Genomic DNA, 19,387 nt, shown 5'->3' on the forward strand with positions numbered 1-19,387 from the left:
AGTCATAGAATCGTTTTGTTGGGAGTCAATTCGGTTCGCGATCAAACATCTCCCGTCATGGCTGCTCTGACGTGACGGCAACATCCCATCGCCCGTGGCCCCTCATGGGCCAACGACCGGTGTTGCCTTCGGCGGCAAATTCTGGTCAATGCAAGCGATTGCGGAAGATGGCCAATTGGTCTTTTCTTCGAACGTGGCCCCTTCCGCGTCAGGCGGACGGTGAAAGCCAAAAGACAAGAAGCTAAAAGAGACGGGAGAGGAACACCATGACCGCGCCAGTCCGGGCAACTCCGAATTCGAAAACGATGGACCCTCCGCGTGGCCTGACGCTGTTGCGCGATCCACTCCTCAACAAGGGCACCGCCTTTACGGAAGCCGAGCGGGACGAACTCGGCCTGCGCGGCTTTTTGCCTGCGCACGTTCTTTCAATGGAAGAGCAGGTGGCGCGCGTCTTGACCAACCTGCGCAGCCTGCCCAACGACCTCGAGAAATATATCGCGCTGAACTCGCTGCATGACCGCAATGAGGCGCTGTTCTTCCGCGTCGTCTGCGACAACATCGACGAAATCCAGCCGATTATCTACACGCCGACGGTGGGCCTCGCCTGTCAGCGTTTCGGCCTGATTTTTCAACGGCCGCGCGGCATGTTCATCAGCGCCAACGACCGTGGCCACATCGCCGAACTGCTCAGCAACTGGCCCTATCAGGCCAAGCTCATCGTCGTCACCGACGGCGAGCGCATTCTGGGGCTCGGCGACCTTGGCGCGCACGGCATGGGCATTCCGGTCGGCAAGCTCTCGCTCTATTCCGCCTGCGCGGGCATCCACCCCGAAAATTGCCTGCCGGTCGTACTGGACGTCGGCACCAACAATCAGGATCTGCTCAACGATCGCTATTACATCGGCTTGCGTCAGAAGCGTTTGAGCGGACAGGCCTATGATGACTTCGTCGATGAGTTCGTTACCGCGGCGCGCGCCGCCTTCCCGGGCGTGCTGATCCAGTTCGAGGATTTCGCCAATCACTCGGCCTTCCGCCTGCTTCACAAATACCGCGACGACATTCCGGTCTTTAACGACGACATTCAGGGAACCGCCGCGGTCGCACTGGCCGGACTGTTCTCCGCGTTGCGCGTCGGCGGCGGCAAGCTTTCCGAACAACAAATCCTGTTCCTGGGCGCCGGCGAAGCCGCAACCGGCATCGCCGACCTCATCGTCTCGGCGATGATGGCCGAAGGCCTTTCCGAAGCCGAAGCGATCAAGCGCAACTGGCTTACGGATTCACGCGGCCTGGTCGTCAAGGGCCGCGCCGGCCTCACCGAACACAAATTGCGCTACGCGCACGACCACGCTCCGCTCGACGATTTCCTGACCGCGATCCGCACGCTGCGGCCAACCGCGATCATCGGCGTTGCTGCCGTCGGCGGCGCCTTCACGCCGGAAGTTCTGAAAGCGATGGGCGAGATCAACGACAGGCCGATCGTGTTTGCGCTTTCCAACCCGACTTCGAAGGCCGAGTGTTCGGCCGAGGAAGCCTATCGCTACACCGAAGGCCGGGCGTTGTTTGCCTGCGGCAGCCCCTACGATCCGGTGCACCTCGACGGCAAGACCTTCGTGCCGCGCCAGGGCAACAACTCCTATATCTTCCCAGGCGTAGGCCTCGGCGCGGTCGCGAGCGGATCGAAGCTCGTGACCGACGAGATGTTCATGGCTGCGGCACATACGCTCGCCTATCTCGTCACGCCCGAGGACATCGAGCAGGGCAGCCTCTATCCGTCACTGCCGAGAATTCGCGAGGTCTCGGCGCATATTGCGGAGGCGGTCGCCGAGGTCGCCTACAAGCGTGGCCTTGCAACGGCGCCGAAGCCCAATGACCTGATGGCCTTCATCGAGTCCCAGATGTACAACCCGCTGTATTGAATGCGGGTTTAGAAGCACAGCTTCATTGGGGAGCGCACCGGAAGCAGCGAGCGCGCCTTTGTGGCAAGGCTATAGTGAGTTCTGCAAGCGCTATTGCCGACAAGCCGCCATGCGCGGGCCACGCCAGGCTGCAACCGAAAGCTTGCTGGCTGCGAAAGCTCTCGCCTTGCGCGATGGCGTCATTGGCCGTGGCGCGCGCCTTGACGGAAATCCGGCGGCTCGAACCGATGTGATACCAGCACATGACCGTGAATGAATCGTACACCGAACCGACCACCGCCTACTGGCAAGAACTGACGGCGACGATTCCGGCCCGCTTTGGCGCGTCGCCACCCTATCGCTTCGGCTATCCCGTTCGCCTGCCCTGCGGACGTTTCCTCGTTCTGCCATTACGCCAATTGCCAGACGGCGATCGCGCCGTTGCCTCGCTCATTGCCAACCAGGCGTCGAACGTCGTCGTTGCCGCGCTGGCGGATCACATGGCTGGGCGGGCGCGCGAGCTCGATGCCGAGGTCGTCGTCGGGTTGCCGACGCTCGGTCTTGCCTTTGCCTCGCTGGTCGCGGAACGGCTGGGACAGCCGCGTTATGTCCCGCTCGGCTATTCGCGCAAGTTCTGGTACGACGATGCGCTTTCCGAGCCGGTCAGTTCGATCACCAGCCCGGAGGCCGGCAAGCAATTGCGGCTGGACCCGAACCTCAGATCGTTGATCGAAGGCCGGCGCGTGGTGCTGATCGATGACGCGATCTCGTCAGGCGTCACCGCGGTTGCGGCGATGCGTCTGTTGCACAAGATCGGCGCCGACGTTGCCGGCATGGTGGTCGCGATGAAGCAAACCAATCGCTGGGAGACGGCGGTGGAAACGCTCCCGACGATGCTTGCCATACGCGCCGTCTACGGCTGTCCGCTGTTCCAGCGGAGCGACGCCGGCTGGCTGCCGATCGCTGAGACGGAGCCGGAAGTTCCGTAGAGTTTGCACTGCTATGACGGGAGCCGGACACAGTCGCGCATGACGCGCTGCTCCAGATGACGCAGCCATCGAGGTCTGCCTAAGCAAATCGTAATTTGCGCAATCAAGCCCAAGCGGCTTCATGCCATTAACTAAGTTCGCAGAGGCCGAACGACCGCGGTCGATTCGAGCTTGCGGGTAACGCTCCGTTAGGGTTGATTGATCAGGCAGGCAGCGGACGCAGCGCCGCAGAAGACAGAGCCAGTCCACAACTCCCAGGTTGAACCGTCGACTCGATTGGGGCGCGACATGCAATGGTATGTCTACCTGATAACGATTCCTGCCGTCTTGTTTCTAGTTCAGATCGCCGTTGAATTGTTCGGCCAACCGATCCAGACGATTTTGCGTATTCGACAGCAGGCACTCGAACGGCTTCTCGCTTTCCATCGCATGAAGCTGCCAAGACCGCGGGAGACGGCCGTCAGTTCTCAGCAAATTCGCGAGCACGATTGGGCTGCGCGAAACGTTCGGCAAGCCCAACTCACTTTTGCCGACCTTGGCAGTCAACTCGTCGCGTTTAGCGAAGCTGAACCCGCCACCTGCACTCTGATGAGACTGTGTGGCCTGGACATTGTCCTGGCGGGCCATGAGTTGATCAAGCTCTCGCAAGTTTATGCAGCAGCGAAGAGCGACAGCGACGAACTCCGTCTGGCAATCGAGGATACTCATCACGCGGTGAGTTACGCGCTCGCCCTTTCCCGCCCGCGTTCAGGTGGGGACGAGCTGACCAAAATCCAGCTCGAGCCGATGTATCTGCGCGATGCTGCGTCTTCGCGCCATCGCAAGCGGCCACCCGGCCAACCGCGCGCTGTTCCTCGTCATGCTCCGGCACGCGCCAGGCCGGCGGCAAATCCGGTGAGACGATTCGCGCGATAGACGTTACGTAACATCCAGGCCCGCGCTACAGAGATCCGTGACATCATCCAGAGCGAGATCAGTTTGTCCGGTCAAAAATATCGGCGATGTCGACCGCAACCTTCCTTAGCGCAGGTATGTGACCTGTGATGGCCTCAAAGTTCATTCGGACGGCGGGGGCCGAGATGCATAGACCGATAAAGCCGGATGAATCCCGTAGCGGCAATCGCACGCCGCAGCCCACGACACCGGGATGCATTTCCTCGTTGCAGGAGCCCCATCCCCGGGCGCGAATCTCCTTGAGGTGTTTCCGCAGTTCGCTCGGGTCAGTCACGGTTCGATCTGTCAGGCGCTGCAAGTTCGCCGAGCGGAGCCAGGAGCGCAGCTCGGCTTCCGGAAGCGAAGCGAGATAGAGCTTGCCGATTGAGGTGCAATGTAACGGCGCCTTGTTGCCTTGCTGAAGATGAAGGCCGCTTTCCCGGTGTGCGCTCGCCGCATCGACGCAGATCAGTTCGCCAGCCACCACGAGGCTGATCTGGGCGAACTCGCCAATGCGCGTGACGAGTGATTTCAGGAGCGCGTGGGGCTTGTCCGCGTACAGGGAGGTCTGCACGGCACTCACGCCGAGCTTCATCAGCCGGGCGCCTGGCATGACCTTTTTGGTGGCGAGGTGGCGCTTTAGCAGGCCTCGGTCGACCAGCAGGGCGACGAGCCGGTGCACGGTCGGGACCGCCAGATCGGTTGCGCCCGAGATTTCCGTAACCGTCAGCGGCCTGCGCCCATCGGAGACGGTCTCCATGACAGCCAGCATCTTGTCGAATGGGATTTCGCGCATTTTCGATCCGCCGGAGCCAGGAGGTAGATCAAGGAATTCCATAATTCAATATCTGAAATTCCAGATTCCGGAATTCTACTATTGCCGTTTGATGACAAGCCCCTCTCAATGCCCCCTTGAGATCCGAGCGGGGGGCAGGATTATGAACATGAATATCGCGGGGAGCCAGCAGGTCAGTGCTGAGCTCACGATCGAAGATCAGCGCATCGTGCGCAAAGCGTCCAAGAGAATCATCCCTTTCGTTATTGTTCTTTATCTTTTCGCCTACCTCGACCGGGTCAACATCTCCTTCGCGTCGCTCCAGATGAACGCACAGCTCGGCTTCTCGTCGACGGTCTACGGCTTCGGGGCGAGCATGTTTTTCGTGGCGTACTTCTTCTTTGAAGTACCCAGCAACCTCGCCCTTTCGAAATTCGGTGCGCGGCTCTGGATCGCGCGCATCATGATCACCTGGGGATTGATCTCCGCAGGGATGGCTTTCGTCACCGGCGAGAAGAGCTTCTACACCATGCGATTCCTGCTTGGCGTTGCCGAGGCGGGGTTCTTTCCCGGCGTTGTGGTCTATCTCGGCAACTGGTTTCCCCGCCACTACCGGGCCCGGATCACGGGCGTGTTCCTGATGGCTATTCCCTTGTCGGGCCTCGTGGGGAGCCCGATATCGGGCCTGCTGCTCGATCAGATGAATGGCGTCTACGGCCTCGCCGGCTGGCAATGGATGTTCGTCGTCGAAGGCGTGCCGGCCCTGCTCCTCGGCATCTCCTGCCTGTGGCTGCTAACCGAACGTCCGGCGCAGGCGTCATGGCTCGAACCGGCAGAGCGTTACCGTCTGGAAGACATTCTGGCCAAGGAACGCAGCAATCTCGAAGCTGTGCATACCTACAAGCTCGCAGACGCCTTTGTGAATCCAGGCGTGCTTCTGCTCGCCGCCATATTGTTCTGCATCGTCTTCGGCGTGACCGGGATTGCTTTCTTCCTGCCCCAGATCATCAAGACCTTCGGCTACAGCAATACGGTCACGGGCTTCCTTGCCGCGATTCCCTATTTGTGCGGAGCCGTGACGATGGTGCTGTGGGCGCGGCGATCCGACGCGAAACGCGAACGCCTCGGACATCTTACCGCTGCGATGCTGCTGGGTGCATTGGGCTTTATCGTAACGACCTTTACGCTGGACATTCACATCCTCGCACTACTCGCCCTGGTCGTCGCCGCGATCGGCGTGTTCTGCTCCAATCCGATCCTGTGGACGTTGCCGACCTCGCTCATGACCGGCACTGCCGCCGCAGCGGCCGTGGCGCTGATCAATTCGGTGGCCAATCTCAGCGGCATCGTCGGGCCACCCCTGCTCGGCTGGAGCCGCGATGCGACGGGCGGCTTTGCCGCCGCAGGAATGATTTTCACCGCGGTCCTGTTGCTCGGCGTCCTGCTCGTCTGGGTATTCTCGCGAAGTACCATGGCCCGTGGTATTCAAAGCTGAGATGGCCGCCCGCGACATGACGATCAGTCCGGTCACACTGCGCGGAGACCGCGACGACCGCTTCGCGCCGTTTGGAACCTGCTTCAGTCTCGTTCCGACGGCCGGCCGGATCGGGATTCCCCTTCAGTTCGAAGGGGAGAAAGCTGTGGGGGACAGCACGCTGACGATCATCGTCGCTCCGTTCGCAAGGAGCATGGGTGGCATTAGCCGCATCGAACGTCACCCCTTCTCGGTCCAAGCCTTTCTGCCCTTGGGTGCGCAACCGATGGTGACGTTCGTCGCGCCGCCGGGTGAGCCGCCGCACCATGTCGAGCAGGTCGCCGCATTCGTCGTACCGGCTGGCCATGGCATCGCCTACCGGGCGGGCACATGGCACAGCGGGCTGATGGGGCTCGAAGGCGATGTGAACGTCGCGACCTTCGTACGCCGGATCGGCGATGGCAGCGACACCGAGTTTGCCGACCTGCCTTTCAAGCTGAATCTGACGGAGCGGTTTTATGACCGATGAAGGCGCAATGCTTCGAGATTTCAAGGGCTACGGCCGCAAGCCACCGCATGCCGACTGGCCGAACAAGGCCCGGATCGCGGTAAACGTCGTCATCAACGTCGAAGAAGGTTCTGAACCATCGGTTCCCGATGGCGACCACAATACGGAAACAGGCCTGATCGAAACCGGTGGCCCGGCTTTTCCCGGCCGCGATCTCGGTGCGGAATCGATGTTCGAATATGGCAGCAGGGCCGGATTCTGGCGGCTGCTGAAAATTCTTCAGCGCCATGATGCAGCGGCGACGTTTTTTGTTTGCGCGCAGGCGCTCGCACGCAACCCTCAGATCGCCGATGCCTTGCGGGAAGGCACGACGGCCGGAATCTATGATCTCTGCGGGCACGGGTCTCGCTGGGAGCGCCATCAGGGCATGAGTTTGGATGCCGAGCGTTCAGCCATCTTCTCGGCCTATGACACGATCGAGGCGCTGACCGGGACCGCTCCGTCAGGCTGGTATTGCCGCTATGCCCCGACGGAGAATACGCGCCGGCTGGTCGTCGAGCATGGCGGCTTTCTCTATGACAGCGACGCCTACAATGACGACCTTCCCTATTGGGTCACATGCATGGGCCGCCAGCATCTGGTGGTGCCCTATACCCAGGTGACGAATGACGCAAAGTACATCCGGGGAGCAGTGACGACCGGAGCCGATTTCCAGCAAATCCTCTGGGAGCAGTTCAGCGCACTCTACGACGAAGGCGCGAACGAACCGAAGATGATGACGATCGGATTGCATTGCCGCCTTGCAGGCCACCCGTTCCGATCGATCGCGCTTTCGCAGTTCCTCGAAAGCATCGCGAAGAAACCCGACGTCTGGCTATGCCGTCGCAGCGACATCGCCCGGCACTGGATGGCGCGGTTTCCCGCCACAAAGGCTGTTTCGTGAGCGAAACCGCATGACCCGGCGCGGATCGGCCTGGCGTCGCGATCACTGGCTATAGCGAAGCGATTTCCGCGCTCGCGCTAAGCGCCCTGCACCATGTGATGCCCGGCAGCCTGCCCGCCGTCGACGTGAAGAACCTCACCGGTCACAAACGTCGCAGCATCGAGGTAGAGCACAGCCTCCACGATGTCCGACACCTCTCCCATCCGGCCCATCGGATGGAGCGCCGCCAGCGCTTGATGGGCTTGCGGCGGGTGCATCGGCGTCTTGACGATTCCCGGTGACACCGCGTTGACGCGAACGCCAGTCCTCGCATACTCGATTGCAAGCGCTTTCGTTGCGGCACTCAACGCTCCCTTTGTGAGAGAGGCCAACGCGGCCGGAACGCTGCTCATCGGCTGGTCGACAAGACTCGTTGTAATCGAGACGACGTGACCATGGCCCTGTTTGCTCATGAATTCCAGCGCACGCTGGGTCATGTGAAAGAAACCCGTCACGTTCGTCGATATATAAAGTGCGTAGTCATCCGGCGTATACATCGTAAATGGCTTTGCCATGAACATGCCGGCGTTGTTGACCAGCGTGTCGACACGACCGAAACGCTCGAAGGCCGTTTTGAAGACCCTCTCGGCCGTGTCCGCGGCGCCGATGTCGCCTTGCACGGTCACGACGTCCGAACCGGTCGCCGGCTTGATCGACCGCGATGTTGCGACAACACGGTAGTTGCGATCCCTGAAGGCCTGGAGGATACCCGCACCGATCCCCTGAGATGCTCCGGTTACAATGGCTACTTTCTGCTCTGTGCTCATGGTCTCATCCTTTCAATCGAAAACTCCGCGCGCCGGGCGCGTTCTTGCAATGAAGATCAGACTTCGACCTCGCTGACGGCAGCCAGCGGATCGTATTTAGGCCGTTTCAAGATCGCGTGGAGCTGCCGGCGGCGGACGCCGATGTTGCCGCCGCCAAAAACAGGAAGCGCCAGCGCATCCTGCAACAGCCGCCCTAACGGGAGCGCATGATCGTAACTCTCGATACCGACGACTCGCATGAGATCCGTCACCACCCGCACGGCGGTTTCCGAGCCATGGATTTTTGCTTCGATCGCCAGTTCCTGCGCGCTCGGGGATTGCGCGTCGACCGCCTGACACGCCCGCCAGCACAACCAGCGGGTCGCCTCAATGGCCGTCTTTGCGTCCGCCAATGCGTATCCGACCGCTTGATGCTCGATGATGGGTTGAATGCCGCCTCGCCGTTCGGTGCGCGCGAAGCCCAGCGCGAACTCAAACGCCGCCCGCATCAAAGCTACCGCGAAAATTCCGACCAGGGCGGCGGCGCCTGTGAAGCAGGCGGCGGTGAGGGCCAAACCACCGCCGAGGCTACCCAAGACATTCTCCCTGGAGACGCTAACTCCCTTGAGATTGAACTGGGGCAAGAGATGCGCCCGGTGCCCAACCGCATCGATCGCGCGTTCGAAGATCAGCCCCGATGCGGGACGCTCCACGACCATCACTGAAATAGCCCGTTCGGCAGCGGCGTCGGGATCGGTCCGGCAAAGCACCGACAGAATGTCTGCGCCCTTGCGATCCCAACCCGTAGCCGAGGAAACCCAGCTTTTTCGACCTTCGATGATCCACCGGTCGCCCTGAAGCACAGCCGTGGTGCGAACGCCCTCGCCCGGCGGCGGCGATGCGGCATTGGCGCTGCCGCCCGGCTCGGTGGCGCAAAAACCGGCCAATGGCGCCCCGGTCAGTCTGAGGAATGGACGCAGCAGCCGTCCCCGCTGCTCCTCCGTGCCGCCGATCAAGAGCGGCAACAGTCCAAGGACGGTTCCAATCAACGTGAGCGCAACGCTGGCGTTCAACGCGTAAAGCTCTTCGGCCATGATCGCGGTATCGATCAGACCGGCGTTCTCTCCCCCGGCCGAAAGCGGAATACATTTCCGCAAGAATCCAGCCGAAATCATCGCCTCGTAAGCGGGTTTCGTCGCGGCAAACCGCTCTTCCGGAGAGGACAGAGCCTCGGCGTCCAGAGCCGGCGAGAGCACGTCCCTGGCGAACTCGCGGGATTGACGCTGTAGTTCGCGTTGGCGCGCGGTAAGTCGGAAATCAATAGCCATCAATATTCCTCTCGCCACGATATCGCCGGCAGCGCTATGCCGCTCCGCTCGCAGCAAGCGGGTCGTAGTCGCTTCGCATGAGCATCGCGTGCAGCTGCCGCCGTCGGATGCTCATATTGCCGCCATCGAAGATCGGCAGCGCGAGTGCATCCTGCAGCAGGCGACCAAGTGGCGCCTCGTGATCATAGCTCTCGATACCAACCACGCGCATGAGATCTGTAATCACGCGCACAGCGGCCTCGGAACCGAAAATCTTGGCCTCGACTGCGAGCTCTTCAGCTGACGGCGACTGAGTGTCGAGCGCGTGGCAGGCGCGCCAGTTGAGATAGCGCGCCGCTTCGATCGTGGTCTTTGCATCCGCCAACGCGTATCCGACCGCCTGATGCTCGATGATCGCGTGAACGCCACCGCGCTTTTCGGTGCGGGCAAAATGAAGCGCAAACTCGAACGCGGCACGCATCAAGGCGACGCCGAAGACACCGACGAGCGCGGCAGTTGCCGTGAACGCTCCGGCCGTCAGCGCAAGCCCCGCACCCTCCTGGCCGAGCAGGTTGCGATGCGGTGTCGCGACATTCTTCAGGCTGAACTGCGGCACGAGATGCGCGCGATGCCCGATCGTGTCGATCGCGCGTTCGAACACAAGACCCGCCACCGGTCCTTCCACCGCAACGATGGAGATCGCGGCATCGGGCGGCGCCTCTGAGTCGGTTCGGCAAACGATGCAGAGAACATCGGCGCCTTCGCGGTTCCACCCCGTGGCCGAGGACACCCATTTCTTGCGTCCGTTGACGATCCAGTTGTCGCCCTCTCGTTTGGCCGTCGTACGAACGCCCTCGCCCGGTGGAGGGGAGGCCGCATTGGCACTGCCGCCAGGTTCGCTGAAACAGAAGCCGGCAAGCGGCGCGCCGCGCGTCTTCAAAAACGGTTCGAGCAGGCGCATGCACTGGTCCGGAGTGCCGCCGAGCAGAATCGGCAAGAGGCCGAGCACCGTGCCGAGCATCGTGAGCGTTACGCTGGGGTTCACGCTGTAGAATTCTTCTGCCAGGATCGCCATATCGATCATGCCGGCATTGTCACCGCCCGCAGGCGCCGGGATACATTTCCGCAAATAACCGGCTGCCACCATCGCTTCGTAGGTCGGTCTGGTCGCACGGAAGCGCTCTTCCGGCGTCGGCAACAACTCGGCCGCCCTGGCCTCGTTGAGCACCTCTTTCGCGAATTTTCGGCAAGTCAGCTGCAGATCGCGCTGTTGCGCCGTGAGCGTGAAATCAATCACCGTGAAGCTTCCTCGATCTTCGGCAGCCTCCCGCCGCGTTCAATCGAGGACTAGCTTTCCGGGAAGAAAAAGTCTTGGACGGTAGTGAACCGATTTCTTGGCCTACCGTGTACCGTCGGTTGTCCCTCGACTCATGGCGCGCCGAAACTCCCGGGGCGCCAAACCGGTGCTGCGCTTGAATAGCCTGTTGAAATGCGAAATGTCCCGGAAACCGGCCTCAAAGGCGATTTCCGCGACGGTTGCGCGTTGGCGCGCGTGATCCAGCAAGTTCCGTGTGCAAAGGAGGATCCTTTGTCCGTTGATATGTTCTCCGAGCGAGCGGCCCGTGGTGGAAAACAGCTTGTGCACGTAGCGCTGCGAACAATGGAATTTCAGTGCGAGCATGTCCGCGCCCAGATCGGGGTCATCCACGTGGCGATCGATGTAGTCGAGCATCATCGACAGCAGGACCGACCGGCCGGCCCGTTCCGGCGGTTGTTCCTCCAAAATGCCAGGCGCGTGGGATATCAGATCAACGACATGTTGAGCGCCGAAGGCGGAGATTCCCGAGTTCGGTACCGAGCGAAGACACAGGTCTGCATGTCCCGCGAGCGTCCGGGATAGCGCGCGACCGGCTTCGGTCGCGGAGAGCCTCAAGCGCGGTCGCTCTGCGAGAGTGCCGGGTAAAAGCTGGCGCGGCACCGCAAAGCAAAACAAGCTGAAATTCCGGCAATTTTCGATTTCGAACGGCTCGGTCGTGTCGACGACGGCAAGGTCACCGGGGCCGCAGATCTGCTCGTGGCCGCGCTGAGTGTAGCGGCCAACTCCATCGAGTTGGAGATTGACAAAGTACACATCGCCTATGCTTCGCGCGATGTGCGAGCGTAGACGAAGGACCACGTGCTTTGTCGCTTCAACGCGAGAAATCTTGATTGCCGCGACGTCAGTTCGCGAGATCGTTCCCTGGAAAGGTTGCTCGGTGATTTTCCGCGGCTCGAGCTGAACGAAAGCGTCGGCCAAATCCTCCGCCCAACTTCCGAAGGGCCGGTCCGCCTCGATCGCTTTTGTCGACCACTCCATAGGACCACCTACCTAAAATTCACGGGTGCAAATTTCACGGTTTGGCCTTGCTGGATCATACATCAGGGTCCGACGAGGTCAAATCGGCTACGGCGGCGCAACCGAGCTAATCAAGGCCGAGATATGCAGCCCTCACCTTTGGATCGGAAAGCAGTTCCCTGCCACTGCCTTCGAGGACGATTCTGCCCGACTCGAGCACGTAACCCCGATCGGAAATTTCCAATGCGGCATTTGCATTCTGCTCTATGAGCAGGATGGTCACGCCGTCGGCTTTGAGGGACGCAATCGCCTCGAGAATTTGATCAACCAGCGTCGGCGACAATCCAAGCGAGGGCTCGTCGAGCAGGAGAAGTTTCGGCTTGCCCATCAAGGCGCGACCGATTGCCAGCATCTGCTGCTGTCCTCCCGACAAGCCTTCCGCGGCATGGTTCCGTTTTTCGTAGAGCACGGGGAACATCGTAAAGACGTGATCGCGATCGTTGTCGATGTCCTTGTCACGCCGCATATACGCGCCAAGACGCAAATTATCCGCCACCGTCAGCGGACCGAACACCTGGCGACCTTCGGGCGATTGGGTCATGCCGCGCGCAACACGCCGATGCGATGGAAGACGGTCGATGCGCTCGCCGCAAAAATTGATCTCGCCCGACGTGATCGGTTGCACGCCGGACAACGCGCGAAGCAGCGTCGTCTTGCCCGCGCCGTTCGAACCTATCAGCGCGACCACCTCCGTTGCCCGGACATTCAAGCTGACGTCGTGCAACACCTCGATACGTCCATACGCGCTGCGGAGCTTCGATACGTCAAGCACGTGCCGCCTCCCGCGCGCCGTGTTTGCCGAGATAGGCTTCGAGGACAGCCGGGTTGTTGCGGACCTGCTGCGGCGCTCCCTCCACGAGCACCCTGCCGCGATTCAAGACGAGAATGCGGTCAGAGATGCTCATGACGAGTTTCATGTCGTGTTCGACAAGGACGACCGCGATACCGCTCGCTGCGATCTTGCGAATGAGTTGGTCGACCTCTTCGGTTTCGACGGAATTGCACCCTGCCGCCGGCTCGTCGAGCAGCAGCACCTTTGGCTCGGCGGCGAGCGCGCGGGCGATTTCGAGACGCTTGCAGGCGCCGTAAGACAGCGACCCGGCTGGAACGTCGGCGCTTGCGCGCAATCCGACCTCGTCCAGCAGCGTCAACGACCTCTCACGGGTATCCGCATTCTGCCGCGTCACCGAGGGCAGTCTGAACAAATCAGCGAGGAGATTGCAGCGCTCGCGCAGATGACGGCCGACCATCACGTTTTCGGCAGCTGTCATCCGCTGGAATATCTGGAGGTTCTGGAACGTGCGCGAGAGTCCTCGCGCCGCCAACCTGTCCGGCGGCAGACCCGTGACGTCCTGTCCGTCGAGATCCACCTTACCCTGATCCGTGCGGTAAAGACCGGAGATCACGTTGAAAAGCGTCGTCTTGCCGGCGCCGTTCGGCCCGATGATGGAAAAAACCTGGCCTTCCCTTACCGAAAATCCGACGTCATCGATGGCTTTGATGCCGCCGAATGAAATGCCGATATGGGCCGCGCTGAGAACCGTCATCCGCCCACTCGCGCAAATCGCCGGGACAATGTCGGCACGATGCCGTCACGCATGAAGATCATCGTGACGATAATAATCGCGCCGAGCAGCAGATGTTCGTATTCCTGAAACATGGTCAGCACTTGCGGCAAAGCAACCAGGACCGCCGCGCCAATGATGCTCCCTGCAACCGAGCCAAGCCCGCCGAGAACGACCATCGTCACGAGCTCGATCGAATGCAGGAAACCGGCCTGGTCGGGATTGATGAAGCCGTTCATCATGGCGAGCATGGATCCCGCCAACGATGCATAAACGGCGGCGGTGACAAAGGCCTGCAGCTTGAATCGCGCAACGTCGACACCGGCCACCCGCGCGGCGATCTCGCTATCGTGTAATGCGCGAAAGGCGCGCCCCGTTGGAGTTTCGGCCAGATTGAGCGCGAGCCACGTTCCGGCGACGAGGGCGGCCCCGGTGATCCAGTACCAGGTTTCCGAACCGCTGGCGCGCCAGCCGAACAGCGTCAGCTTCGCAACCGACATGCCATCGGGACCGCCGGTCCACTGGCGTTCCGTCGTTATGACAAGGGCGACAAGAACACCGAAGCCAAGGGTGCCAATGGCGAGATAATGTCCTCGAAGCCGCAGGATCGGCCGACCCACGAGATAGGCAAGCAGCGCGGATATCGCTGCCCCAATTACTACAGCCGCCCAGGACGGTAAGCCGAGGTGCGCCGGACCGATGGCGACGGCATAAGCGCCGATGCCGAAGAAACCGGCATGGCCGAGGCTGACCTGACCTGCCTGTCCCATCAGGATATTGAGACCGATCGCAGCGAACGCCGATACCCAAACCAGCGAAGCGACCCGCAAGTAATAGCTCGTCGGAAAGATCAGCGGCAGCAAGGCAATCACAGCGGCCAATATTAGCAGCGACCAGTAGCGATGGCGGAACCGGGCCAACATCGCCTATACCCTCTCGACCGTGCGCCGTCCGAACAGCCCGTGCGGGAGCGCGAACAGCACCACAAGAATGACGACGAAGGCAAATCCATCCTTGTAGTTCGAGCTGATATATCCCGCACCGAGAGCTTCGAGCAGGCCGAGCAGCAATCCACCCGCAACCGCGCCGAGCGGATTGCCGATTCCTCCCAACATCGCCGCGGCAAATCCTTTCAGCGCCAACAGAGTGCCGACATCGTAGCTGGTCAGCGTGATGGGAGTGACGAGAATGCCCGCGACGGCGCCGATGGCCGCAGACCCGCCATAGGCAAGCGCCATAACGGTCGTCGTATTGATTCCCACAAGACGGGCCGCCAGCCGGTTGACCGCCGTGGCACGCATCGCCTTTCCCAAAACCGTCAATTCAAGGAAGACATAGAGCGCTACGACGATGAGCGCCGTCCCGCCAAGTACCCAGAAGCTCTGCCGATGGAGGGATGCGCCGAAGATATTCACGGGTGAATCGCCGGAAAACGACGGCAGTTTGTGAAACTGCTTGTCGAACAGAACCTGCGCTGCGCCGCGCAGAAAAATCGAAGCCCCGATGGTGATGATGATGAGCGTAATGGCGGACGCGCCGCGGGCCGGCTGGATCGCAAGCCAATAGAGCATCAGCCCTACCGCAATCGTGACGCCGACAGCGATCAATGCAGCGACCGGCAGCGAAAATCCTGCGGCGGAGGCAAACACCGTCACCATGCCTCCCAGCATGACGAACTCACCTTGCGCAAAATTAACAACGTCCGATGCGTTGTAGATCAGCGTGAACCCGAGCGCGACGAGGGCATAGACGGCGCCTACCGTCAGTCCGGAAATCAGAAACTGGATCAATTCGGACATGTGGCGGCACGGTCCCTCGCCGTTATCGCGAGCTAGCTCCCGGACGGAACCAGGTTCCAATCGCCGCCCTTGATCTCAAGCATGCGGAAGGCCGAGAGATCGAGTCCCAAATGGTCGGTGGGCGACATGTTGACGATTCCGGTGGTGCCCGCATAACCCGCGGTCTTCTCGATCTCGTCGCGGACTTTCCTGGGATCCGTCGAGTTTGCGCGCTTCATCGCCCCGACCAGGATGGAAAGGCCGTCATACGCATAGCCGCCGAAAGTCGAGACTGGCTGCTTTGCGCTGTCCTCGTAGGCTTTCTTATAGTCGACGACGACCTTCTTCTGCGGATCGTTGTCCGGCAATTTGTCGCCGACAAGCAACGCGGGAGACGGCAAACGCACGCCTTCGGCGGCAGCACCCGCCAGTTCAATGAAGCTCTTCGAGGCGACGCCATGGCTCTGGTAAAGCGGCGTTGCAGTCATTCCGAGCTGCGCATAGTTGCGCGTGACGATCGCCGGCCCCTGGCCGAAGCCTGGATTGACGATGGCCTGAACGGCTGAGACGCCTTTGATCTTGGTGAGTTGCGCCGTCACGTCGCTATCGCGTGGGCCGTAAGTTTCGTCGGCGACGATCGTAACCCCGTAAGCAGGCGCCACCTTGATGCACTGCGCGCGCATCGATGCGCCGAAACCGTCGGTGCCCGAGATCAATGCAATCTTCGTGAACTTGGATGCTTTGAAACTTTCGAAGATCTTTTCGCAAGCCATCTTGTCGGTATGCGGCGTCTTGAACACGTATTTGCGAACGGGGTCGACGACTTCGATGCCGCCCGCAAGCGAGATGAACGGCACTTGCGCCTCCTCGAAAACTGGGATCATCGCCATGCTCGTGCCGGTCGTCGATCCGCCCACGATCGCAAAGACCTTGTCGTCTTCGATCAAGCGGGTTGCAAAGGTCCGCGCCTTGTTGGCGTCGCCGCCGTCGTCGTAAACGACGAGTTCGATCTTCTTGCCTGCGACACCGCCTGCCGTGTTGATCTTGTCGACATACATCCGCAGCGTCTTGTCTTCCGGTTCGCCGAGGAATGAAGCCGGGCCCGTGATTGACAGCACCGACCCGATCTTGACGACATCTTGCGCGAGCACCGGAGCGTTCAGGGACAACCCTAGCGCGCCGACTGCAAACAGAAGCCTGGTCGCGGAATGTCCACTCATTGTTTCCTCCTCCTGTTTTTGGCTGATTTTTTTCTTGTGAGCGGCTCGATACGATCCGGTCGTCGAATTAAGGCCGTTCGCCCTAACTGAGCCGCTGCTTTCTCTCTGCAATATAATTGACCGGACGGTTGGTCAATAGTATTATTGGTCAAAAGCCGCGACGAACCGCAGCATGCCAAACCGGGAGGACGCGTTGGAGTCAGAGAAAACCCCAGCTTCAGAGAAACTGGTTCTGGTTGAGCTCCGCGAAGGTTATCGCGTCCTCACGCTCAATCGGCCAAACCGGCTGAACTCATTCAACGCGAGCATGCACGCAGCTCTCATGTCCGCGCTCGTGGCGGCGGAGGCCGACAAGACCTGCCGGGCACTGATTCTGACCGGCGCAGGCCGCGGATTTTGCGCCGGGGAGGATTTGTCGGACGAGATCTACACATCCGGCGCCACTCCCGATCTCTCGATCACGCTTGATCGTCTTTACAATCCGCTGGTGCGTAAGCTCCGGGATTTGCCGATGCCGGTTATTTGTGCCGTCAACGGCACGGCGGCCGGCGCGGGCGCCAACGTTGCATTCGGCTGCGACATCGTGCTCGCAGCTCGTTCCGCCAAGTTCATTCAGGCATTTGCCAAACTCGGCCTCGTTCCAGACTCCGGGGGCACATGGTTTCTGCCGCGGCTGGCCGGAAGTGCCCGCGCGCGCGCACTGGCTTTGCTGGCGGAGCCCGTCGCGGCGGAACAAGCGGAAGCCTGGGGGATGATCTGGAGGGTAATCGACGACACCGAACTGATGAACGAGGCGCACCGTCTGGCGGCGCATTTTTCATCACAGCCCACCGGCGGTCTTGCGCTGATCAAGCAAGCACTCGATGCGTCGCAGACCAACACGCTTGACCAGCAACTCGACCTCGAACGCGATCTTCAGGGCCAGGCGGGCCGCACGGCTGATTTCAAGGAAGGTGTGGCGGCCTTCGCCGAGAAAAGGCCGCCACGTTTCGTCGGGAGACGATGATGGACGTGCGACCACTCAAGGACCTGAACCCGCAGGCGCTCGCTGAGGCCTGCGCGAAGACGATGTGGACGGAAGATCGTGCGAGCCAGGGGCTCGGAATGGAAATCCAGCTGATAGCCCCGGGTGAGGCCGTCATGTCAATGCTGGTCCGGCCGGACATGACGAACGGCCACGGCATTTGCCATGGCGGGTTCATTTTCACCCTGGCGGATTCGGCTTTCGCGTTTGCATGCAACACTTACGATCAATCCACCGTCGCTCAACAATGCGCGGTGACGTTTATTGAACCCGTGCGGCAAGGCGAAGTCCTGACCGCCCATGCCGTCGAGCGAACCCGCGCAGGCCGCGGCGGCATCTACGACGTGACGGTTCGCGACAGCCGAAACAATGTCGTGGCTGAATTTCGCGGACACTCGCGAACCGTCGCGGGCAATCTGCTCGGCAAGAACGGATAAAAAATCGCCAGTTCGGGAGGAAACCCTGTTGCAAATTCCGATGCGCAAACTTCGGACGCTCGCTCCAGAAAGGGCCGAGCTTGATCCAATCGAGGTCGCCTCGGAAGGCGACATCCGCAGGCTGCAGGCCGAACGGCTGTCGTGGTCGTTGCGCCACGCTTATGACAATGCGCCTCACTACCGCGCCAAATTCGACAGCGCCGGTGTACGTCCCGACGACTTCAAAACCCTTGATGATCTCGCGAAATTTCCTTTCACCACCAAGGCCGACCTGCGGGAGAACTATCCTTTCGGGATGTTTGCCGTACCCCAATCCCAAATCGCACGAATCCATGCATCGTCCGGCACCACAGGCAAGCCGACCGTCGTCGGCTATACAAAGCGCGATATCGAGACATGGAGCGATGTCGTAGCCCGCTCAATTCGCGCCGCAGGCGGCCGTGCCGGTATGAAGGTTCATGTCGCGTACGGCTATGGCCTGTTCACCGGCGGGCTCGGCGCGCACTACGGCGCCGAGCGGTTGGGCTGCACCGTCATTCCGATCTCCGGCGGAATGACCGAGCGCCAGGTTCAACTCATCACCGATTTCAAACCGGAAATCATCATGGTCACGCCTTCTTATATGCTGGCGATCCTCGATGAATTCCGCAAACAAGGTATCGACCCGCGCAAGTCGTCGCTGCAGATCGGCATCTTCGGCGCGGAGCCCTGGACCAATGCCATGCGCGAGGAGATCGAGGAAGCTTTCGATATCCATGCGGTGGACATCTACGGTCTCTCTGAAGTCATCGGGCCGGGGGTCGCCAACGAATGCGTGGAGACCAAAGATGGTCTTCATATCTGGGAAGATCACTTCTATCCGGAAGTGATCGATCCGGTTTCCGGAAAGGTGCTCCCCGATGGCGAGAAGGGCGAACTGGTCTTCACGTCGTTGACCAAGGAAGCCATGCCGGTCATTCGCTATCGCACCCGAGACCTCACGCGGCTCCTGCCCGGCACGGCACGTTCGATGCGGCGGATGGAAAAGGTCACCGGCCGCACCGACGACATGATGATCGTACGCGGCGTGAACGTGTTTCCGACTCAGATCGAGGAAAAATTACTGGCGATCCCCGCCCTGTCCGTCCACTACCAGCTCGTGCTGACACGCGACGGCCGGATGGACAATATGGAAATCCAGGTCGAGGCGCTGCCAGACGCCAGCCATCCGGCACGCGAGGCCGCGACTGCGGAACTGACAAAATCCGTCAAGGACACGATCGGAATTTCGGCTGCAGTCACCGTGCTTGATCCCGGAACCATCGAGCGTTCGGTCGGCAAAGCCAAGCGCGTCATCGACCGACGACCAAAGGAATAACC

General features: G+C 60.9%; 19 protein-coding genes. 9 read left to right on the forward strand and 10 right to left on the reverse strand.

The genetic code is table 11. The features are described from left to right. The first annotated feature begins 266 nt into the window (after positions 1-266). From BUA38_RS11635 to BUA38_RS36650, 3 genes are all read left to right on the forward strand, one after another. Positions 267-1,916: an NAD-dependent malic enzyme gene (locus tag BUA38_RS11635; RefSeq protein ID WP_072818054.1), complete on the forward strand. Its 1,650-nt coding sequence runs from the start codon at positions 267-269 to the stop codon at positions 1,914-1,916. Positions 1,917-2,158: 242 nt separating this feature from the next. Beyond that, complete coding sequence (locus tag BUA38_RS11640) at positions 2,159-2,884, forward strand: phosphoribosyltransferase (protein ID WP_156898494.1); 726 nt, start codon at positions 2,159-2,161, stop codon at positions 2,882-2,884. Positions 2,885-3,172: 288 nt separating this feature from the next. Beyond that, positions 3,173-3,799, forward strand: coding sequence for a hypothetical protein (locus tag BUA38_RS36650; protein WP_156898495.1), 627 nt, complete (start codon positions 3,173-3,175; stop codon positions 3,797-3,799). 58 nt (positions 3,800-3,857) lie between these two features. Here BUA38_RS36650 and BUA38_RS11655 read toward each other — a convergent pair whose 3' ends face one another. Continuing rightward, entirely contained in the window at positions 3,858-4,613 is a 756-nt protein-coding gene (locus BUA38_RS11655; protein ID WP_072818057.1) for an IclR family transcriptional regulator, read from the reverse strand. A gap of 148 nt (positions 4,614-4,761) precedes the next feature. On the opposite strand from BUA38_RS11655, the gene BUA38_RS11660 reads away from it, so the two are divergent. Genes BUA38_RS11660 through BUA38_RS11670 form a run of 3 tightly spaced genes read left to right on the forward strand, consistent with a single transcriptional unit; the run spans position 4,762 to position 7,517 of the window. Next, a complete protein-coding gene (locus BUA38_RS11660) occupies positions 4,762-6,087 on the forward strand; it encodes an MFS transporter (protein WP_072826047.1) in 1,326 nt (441 codons plus the stop codon). Between the two features lies 1 nt (position 6,088). Then, complete coding sequence (locus tag BUA38_RS11665; RefSeq protein ID WP_072818058.1) at positions 6,089-6,595, forward strand: ureidoglycolate lyase; 507 nt, start codon at positions 6,089-6,091, stop codon at positions 6,593-6,595. Beyond that, positions 6,585-7,517 (forward strand): polysaccharide deacetylase family protein, encoded by a 933-nt coding sequence (locus BUA38_RS11670; RefSeq protein WP_083587552.1) that lies wholly within the window; start codon positions 6,585-6,587, stop codon positions 7,515-7,517. Before BUA38_RS11665 ends, BUA38_RS11670 begins: the two co-directional genes overlap by 11 nt. Positions 7,518-7,594: 77 nt before the next feature. Here BUA38_RS11670 and BUA38_RS11675 read toward each other — a convergent pair whose 3' ends face one another. The 9 genes from BUA38_RS11675 to BUA38_RS11715 form a co-directional block, all read right to left on the reverse strand. Further along, positions 7,595-8,323 (reverse strand): SDR family NAD(P)-dependent oxidoreductase, encoded by a 729-nt coding sequence (locus BUA38_RS11675; protein WP_072818059.1) that lies wholly within the window; start codon positions 8,321-8,323, stop codon positions 7,595-7,597. A gap of 56 nt (positions 8,324-8,379) precedes the next feature. Further along, on the reverse strand, positions 8,380-9,630 hold the full coding sequence (locus BUA38_RS11680) for an acyl-CoA dehydrogenase family protein (RefSeq protein ID WP_072818060.1): 1,251 nt from the start codon (positions 9,628-9,630) through the stop codon (positions 8,380-8,382). Positions 9,631-9,664: 34 nt separating this feature from the next. Beyond that, entirely contained in the window at positions 9,665-10,906 is a 1,242-nt protein-coding gene (locus tag BUA38_RS11685; RefSeq protein ID WP_244553241.1) for an acyl-CoA dehydrogenase family protein, read from the reverse strand. Positions 10,907-11,008: 102 nt separating this feature from the next. Next, complete coding sequence (locus BUA38_RS11690; RefSeq protein WP_072818061.1) at positions 11,009-11,965, reverse strand: helix-turn-helix domain-containing protein; 957 nt, start codon at positions 11,963-11,965, stop codon at positions 11,009-11,011. 106 nt (positions 11,966-12,071) lie between these two features. Next, positions 12,072-12,776 carry an ABC transporter ATP-binding protein gene (locus BUA38_RS11695; protein ID WP_072818062.1) on the reverse strand — a complete coding sequence of 235 codons (705 nt, stop codon included), beginning with the start codon at positions 12,774-12,776 and terminating at the stop codon, positions 12,072-12,074. Then, the gene (locus BUA38_RS11700) at positions 12,769-13,551 is read right to left on the reverse strand and encodes an ABC transporter ATP-binding protein (RefSeq protein ID WP_072818063.1); all 783 of its coding nucleotides are present in this window, start codon (positions 13,549-13,551) and stop codon (positions 12,769-12,771) included. The genes BUA38_RS11695 and BUA38_RS11700 overlap by 8 nt, the downstream gene beginning before the upstream one ends. Then, a complete protein-coding gene (locus BUA38_RS11705; RefSeq protein WP_072818064.1) occupies positions 13,548-14,492 on the reverse strand; it encodes a branched-chain amino acid ABC transporter permease in 945 nt (314 codons plus the stop codon). Before BUA38_RS11705 ends, BUA38_RS11700 begins: the two co-directional genes overlap by 4 nt. 3 nt (positions 14,493-14,495) lie before the next feature. Next, positions 14,496-15,368 (reverse strand): branched-chain amino acid ABC transporter permease, encoded by an 873-nt coding sequence (locus tag BUA38_RS11710; protein WP_072818065.1) that lies wholly within the window; start codon positions 15,366-15,368, stop codon positions 14,496-14,498. A gap of 32 nt (positions 15,369-15,400) precedes the next feature. Then, positions 15,401-16,567, reverse strand: coding sequence for an ABC transporter substrate-binding protein (locus tag BUA38_RS11715; protein WP_072818066.1), 1,167 nt, complete (start codon positions 16,565-16,567; stop codon positions 15,401-15,403). A gap of 172 nt (positions 16,568-16,739) precedes the next feature. Here BUA38_RS11715 and paaG point away from each other — a divergent pair, with 172 nt between their 5' ends. Genes paaG through paaK form a run of 3 tightly spaced genes read left to right on the forward strand, consistent with a single transcriptional unit; the run spans position 16,740 to position 19,385 of the window. Then, positions 16,740-17,573, forward strand: a complete 834-nt coding sequence (paaG, locus tag BUA38_RS11720) for a 2-(1,2-epoxy-1,2-dihydrophenyl)acetyl-CoA isomerase PaaG (RefSeq protein ID WP_072818067.1) — start codon at positions 16,740-16,742, stop codon at positions 17,571-17,573. Further along, complete coding sequence (paaI, locus tag BUA38_RS11725) at positions 17,573-18,028, forward strand: hydroxyphenylacetyl-CoA thioesterase PaaI (RefSeq protein WP_072818068.1); 456 nt, start codon at positions 17,573-17,575, stop codon at positions 18,026-18,028. Before paaG ends, paaI begins: the two co-directional genes overlap by 1 nt. Positions 18,029-18,053: 25 nt before the next feature. Next, positions 18,054-19,385 carry a phenylacetate--CoA ligase PaaK gene (paaK, locus tag BUA38_RS11730; RefSeq protein WP_072826050.1) on the forward strand — a complete coding sequence of 444 codons (1,332 nt, stop codon included), beginning with the start codon at positions 18,054-18,056 and terminating at the stop codon, positions 19,383-19,385. The last annotated feature ends 2 nt before the right edge of the window (positions 19,386-19,387 follow it).

It is taken from the genome of Bradyrhizobium erythrophlei (assembly GCF_900142985.1).
GTDB classification, from domain to species: Bacteria; Pseudomonadota; Alphaproteobacteria; order Rhizobiales; family Xanthobacteraceae; genus Bradyrhizobium; species Bradyrhizobium erythrophlei_B.

Bases quoted from the DNA above. Each gene is read 5' to 3' on its own strand.
- BUA38_RS11635 (WP_072818054.1), top strand. From the start codon at position 267: ATGACCGCGCCAGTCCGGGCAACTCCGAATTCGAAAACGATGGACCCT.
- BUA38_RS11640 (WP_156898494.1), top strand. From the start codon at position 2,159: ATGACCGTGAATGAATCGTACACCGAACCGACCACCGCCTACTGGCAA.
- BUA38_RS36650 (WP_156898495.1), top strand. From the start codon at position 3,173: ATGCAATGGTATGTCTACCTGATAACGATTCCTGCCGTCTTGTTTCTA.
- BUA38_RS11655 (WP_072818057.1), bottom strand. From the start codon at position 4,613: ATGCGCGAAATCCCATTCGACAAGATGCTGGCTGTCATGGAGACCGTC.
- BUA38_RS11660 (WP_072826047.1), top strand. From the start codon at position 4,762: ATGAATATCGCGGGGAGCCAGCAGGTCAGTGCTGAGCTCACGATCGAA.
- BUA38_RS11665 (WP_072818058.1), top strand. From the start codon at position 6,089: ATGGCCGCCCGCGACATGACGATCAGTCCGGTCACACTGCGCGGAGAC.
- BUA38_RS11670 (WP_083587552.1), top strand. From the start codon at position 6,585: ATGACCGATGAAGGCGCAATGCTTCGAGATTTCAAGGGCTACGGCCGC.
- BUA38_RS11675 (WP_072818059.1), bottom strand. From the start codon at position 8,323: ATGAGCACAGAGCAGAAAGTAGCCATTGTAACCGGAGCATCTCAGGGG.
- BUA38_RS11680 (WP_072818060.1), bottom strand. From the start codon at position 9,630: ATGGCTATTGATTTCCGACTTACCGCGCGCCAACGCGAACTACAGCGT.
- BUA38_RS11690 (WP_072818061.1), bottom strand. From the start codon at position 11,965: ATGGAGTGGTCGACAAAAGCGATCGAGGCGGACCGGCCCTTCGGAAGT.
- BUA38_RS11700 (WP_072818063.1), bottom strand. From the start codon at position 13,551: ATGACGGTTCTCAGCGCGGCCCATATCGGCATTTCATTCGGCGGCATC.
- BUA38_RS11705 (WP_072818064.1), bottom strand. From the start codon at position 14,492: ATGTTGGCCCGGTTCCGCCATCGCTACTGGTCGCTGCTAATATTGGCC.
- BUA38_RS11710 (WP_072818065.1), bottom strand. From the start codon at position 15,368: ATGTCCGAATTGATCCAGTTTCTGATTTCCGGACTGACGGTAGGCGCC.
- BUA38_RS11715 (WP_072818066.1), bottom strand. From the start codon at position 16,567: ATGAGTGGACATTCCGCGACCAGGCTTCTGTTTGCAGTCGGCGCGCTA.
- paaG (WP_072818067.1), top strand. From the start codon at position 16,740: ATGCCAAACCGGGAGGACGCGTTGGAGTCAGAGAAAACCCCAGCTTCA.
- paaI (WP_072818068.1), top strand. From the start codon at position 17,573: ATGGACGTGCGACCACTCAAGGACCTGAACCCGCAGGCGCTCGCTGAG.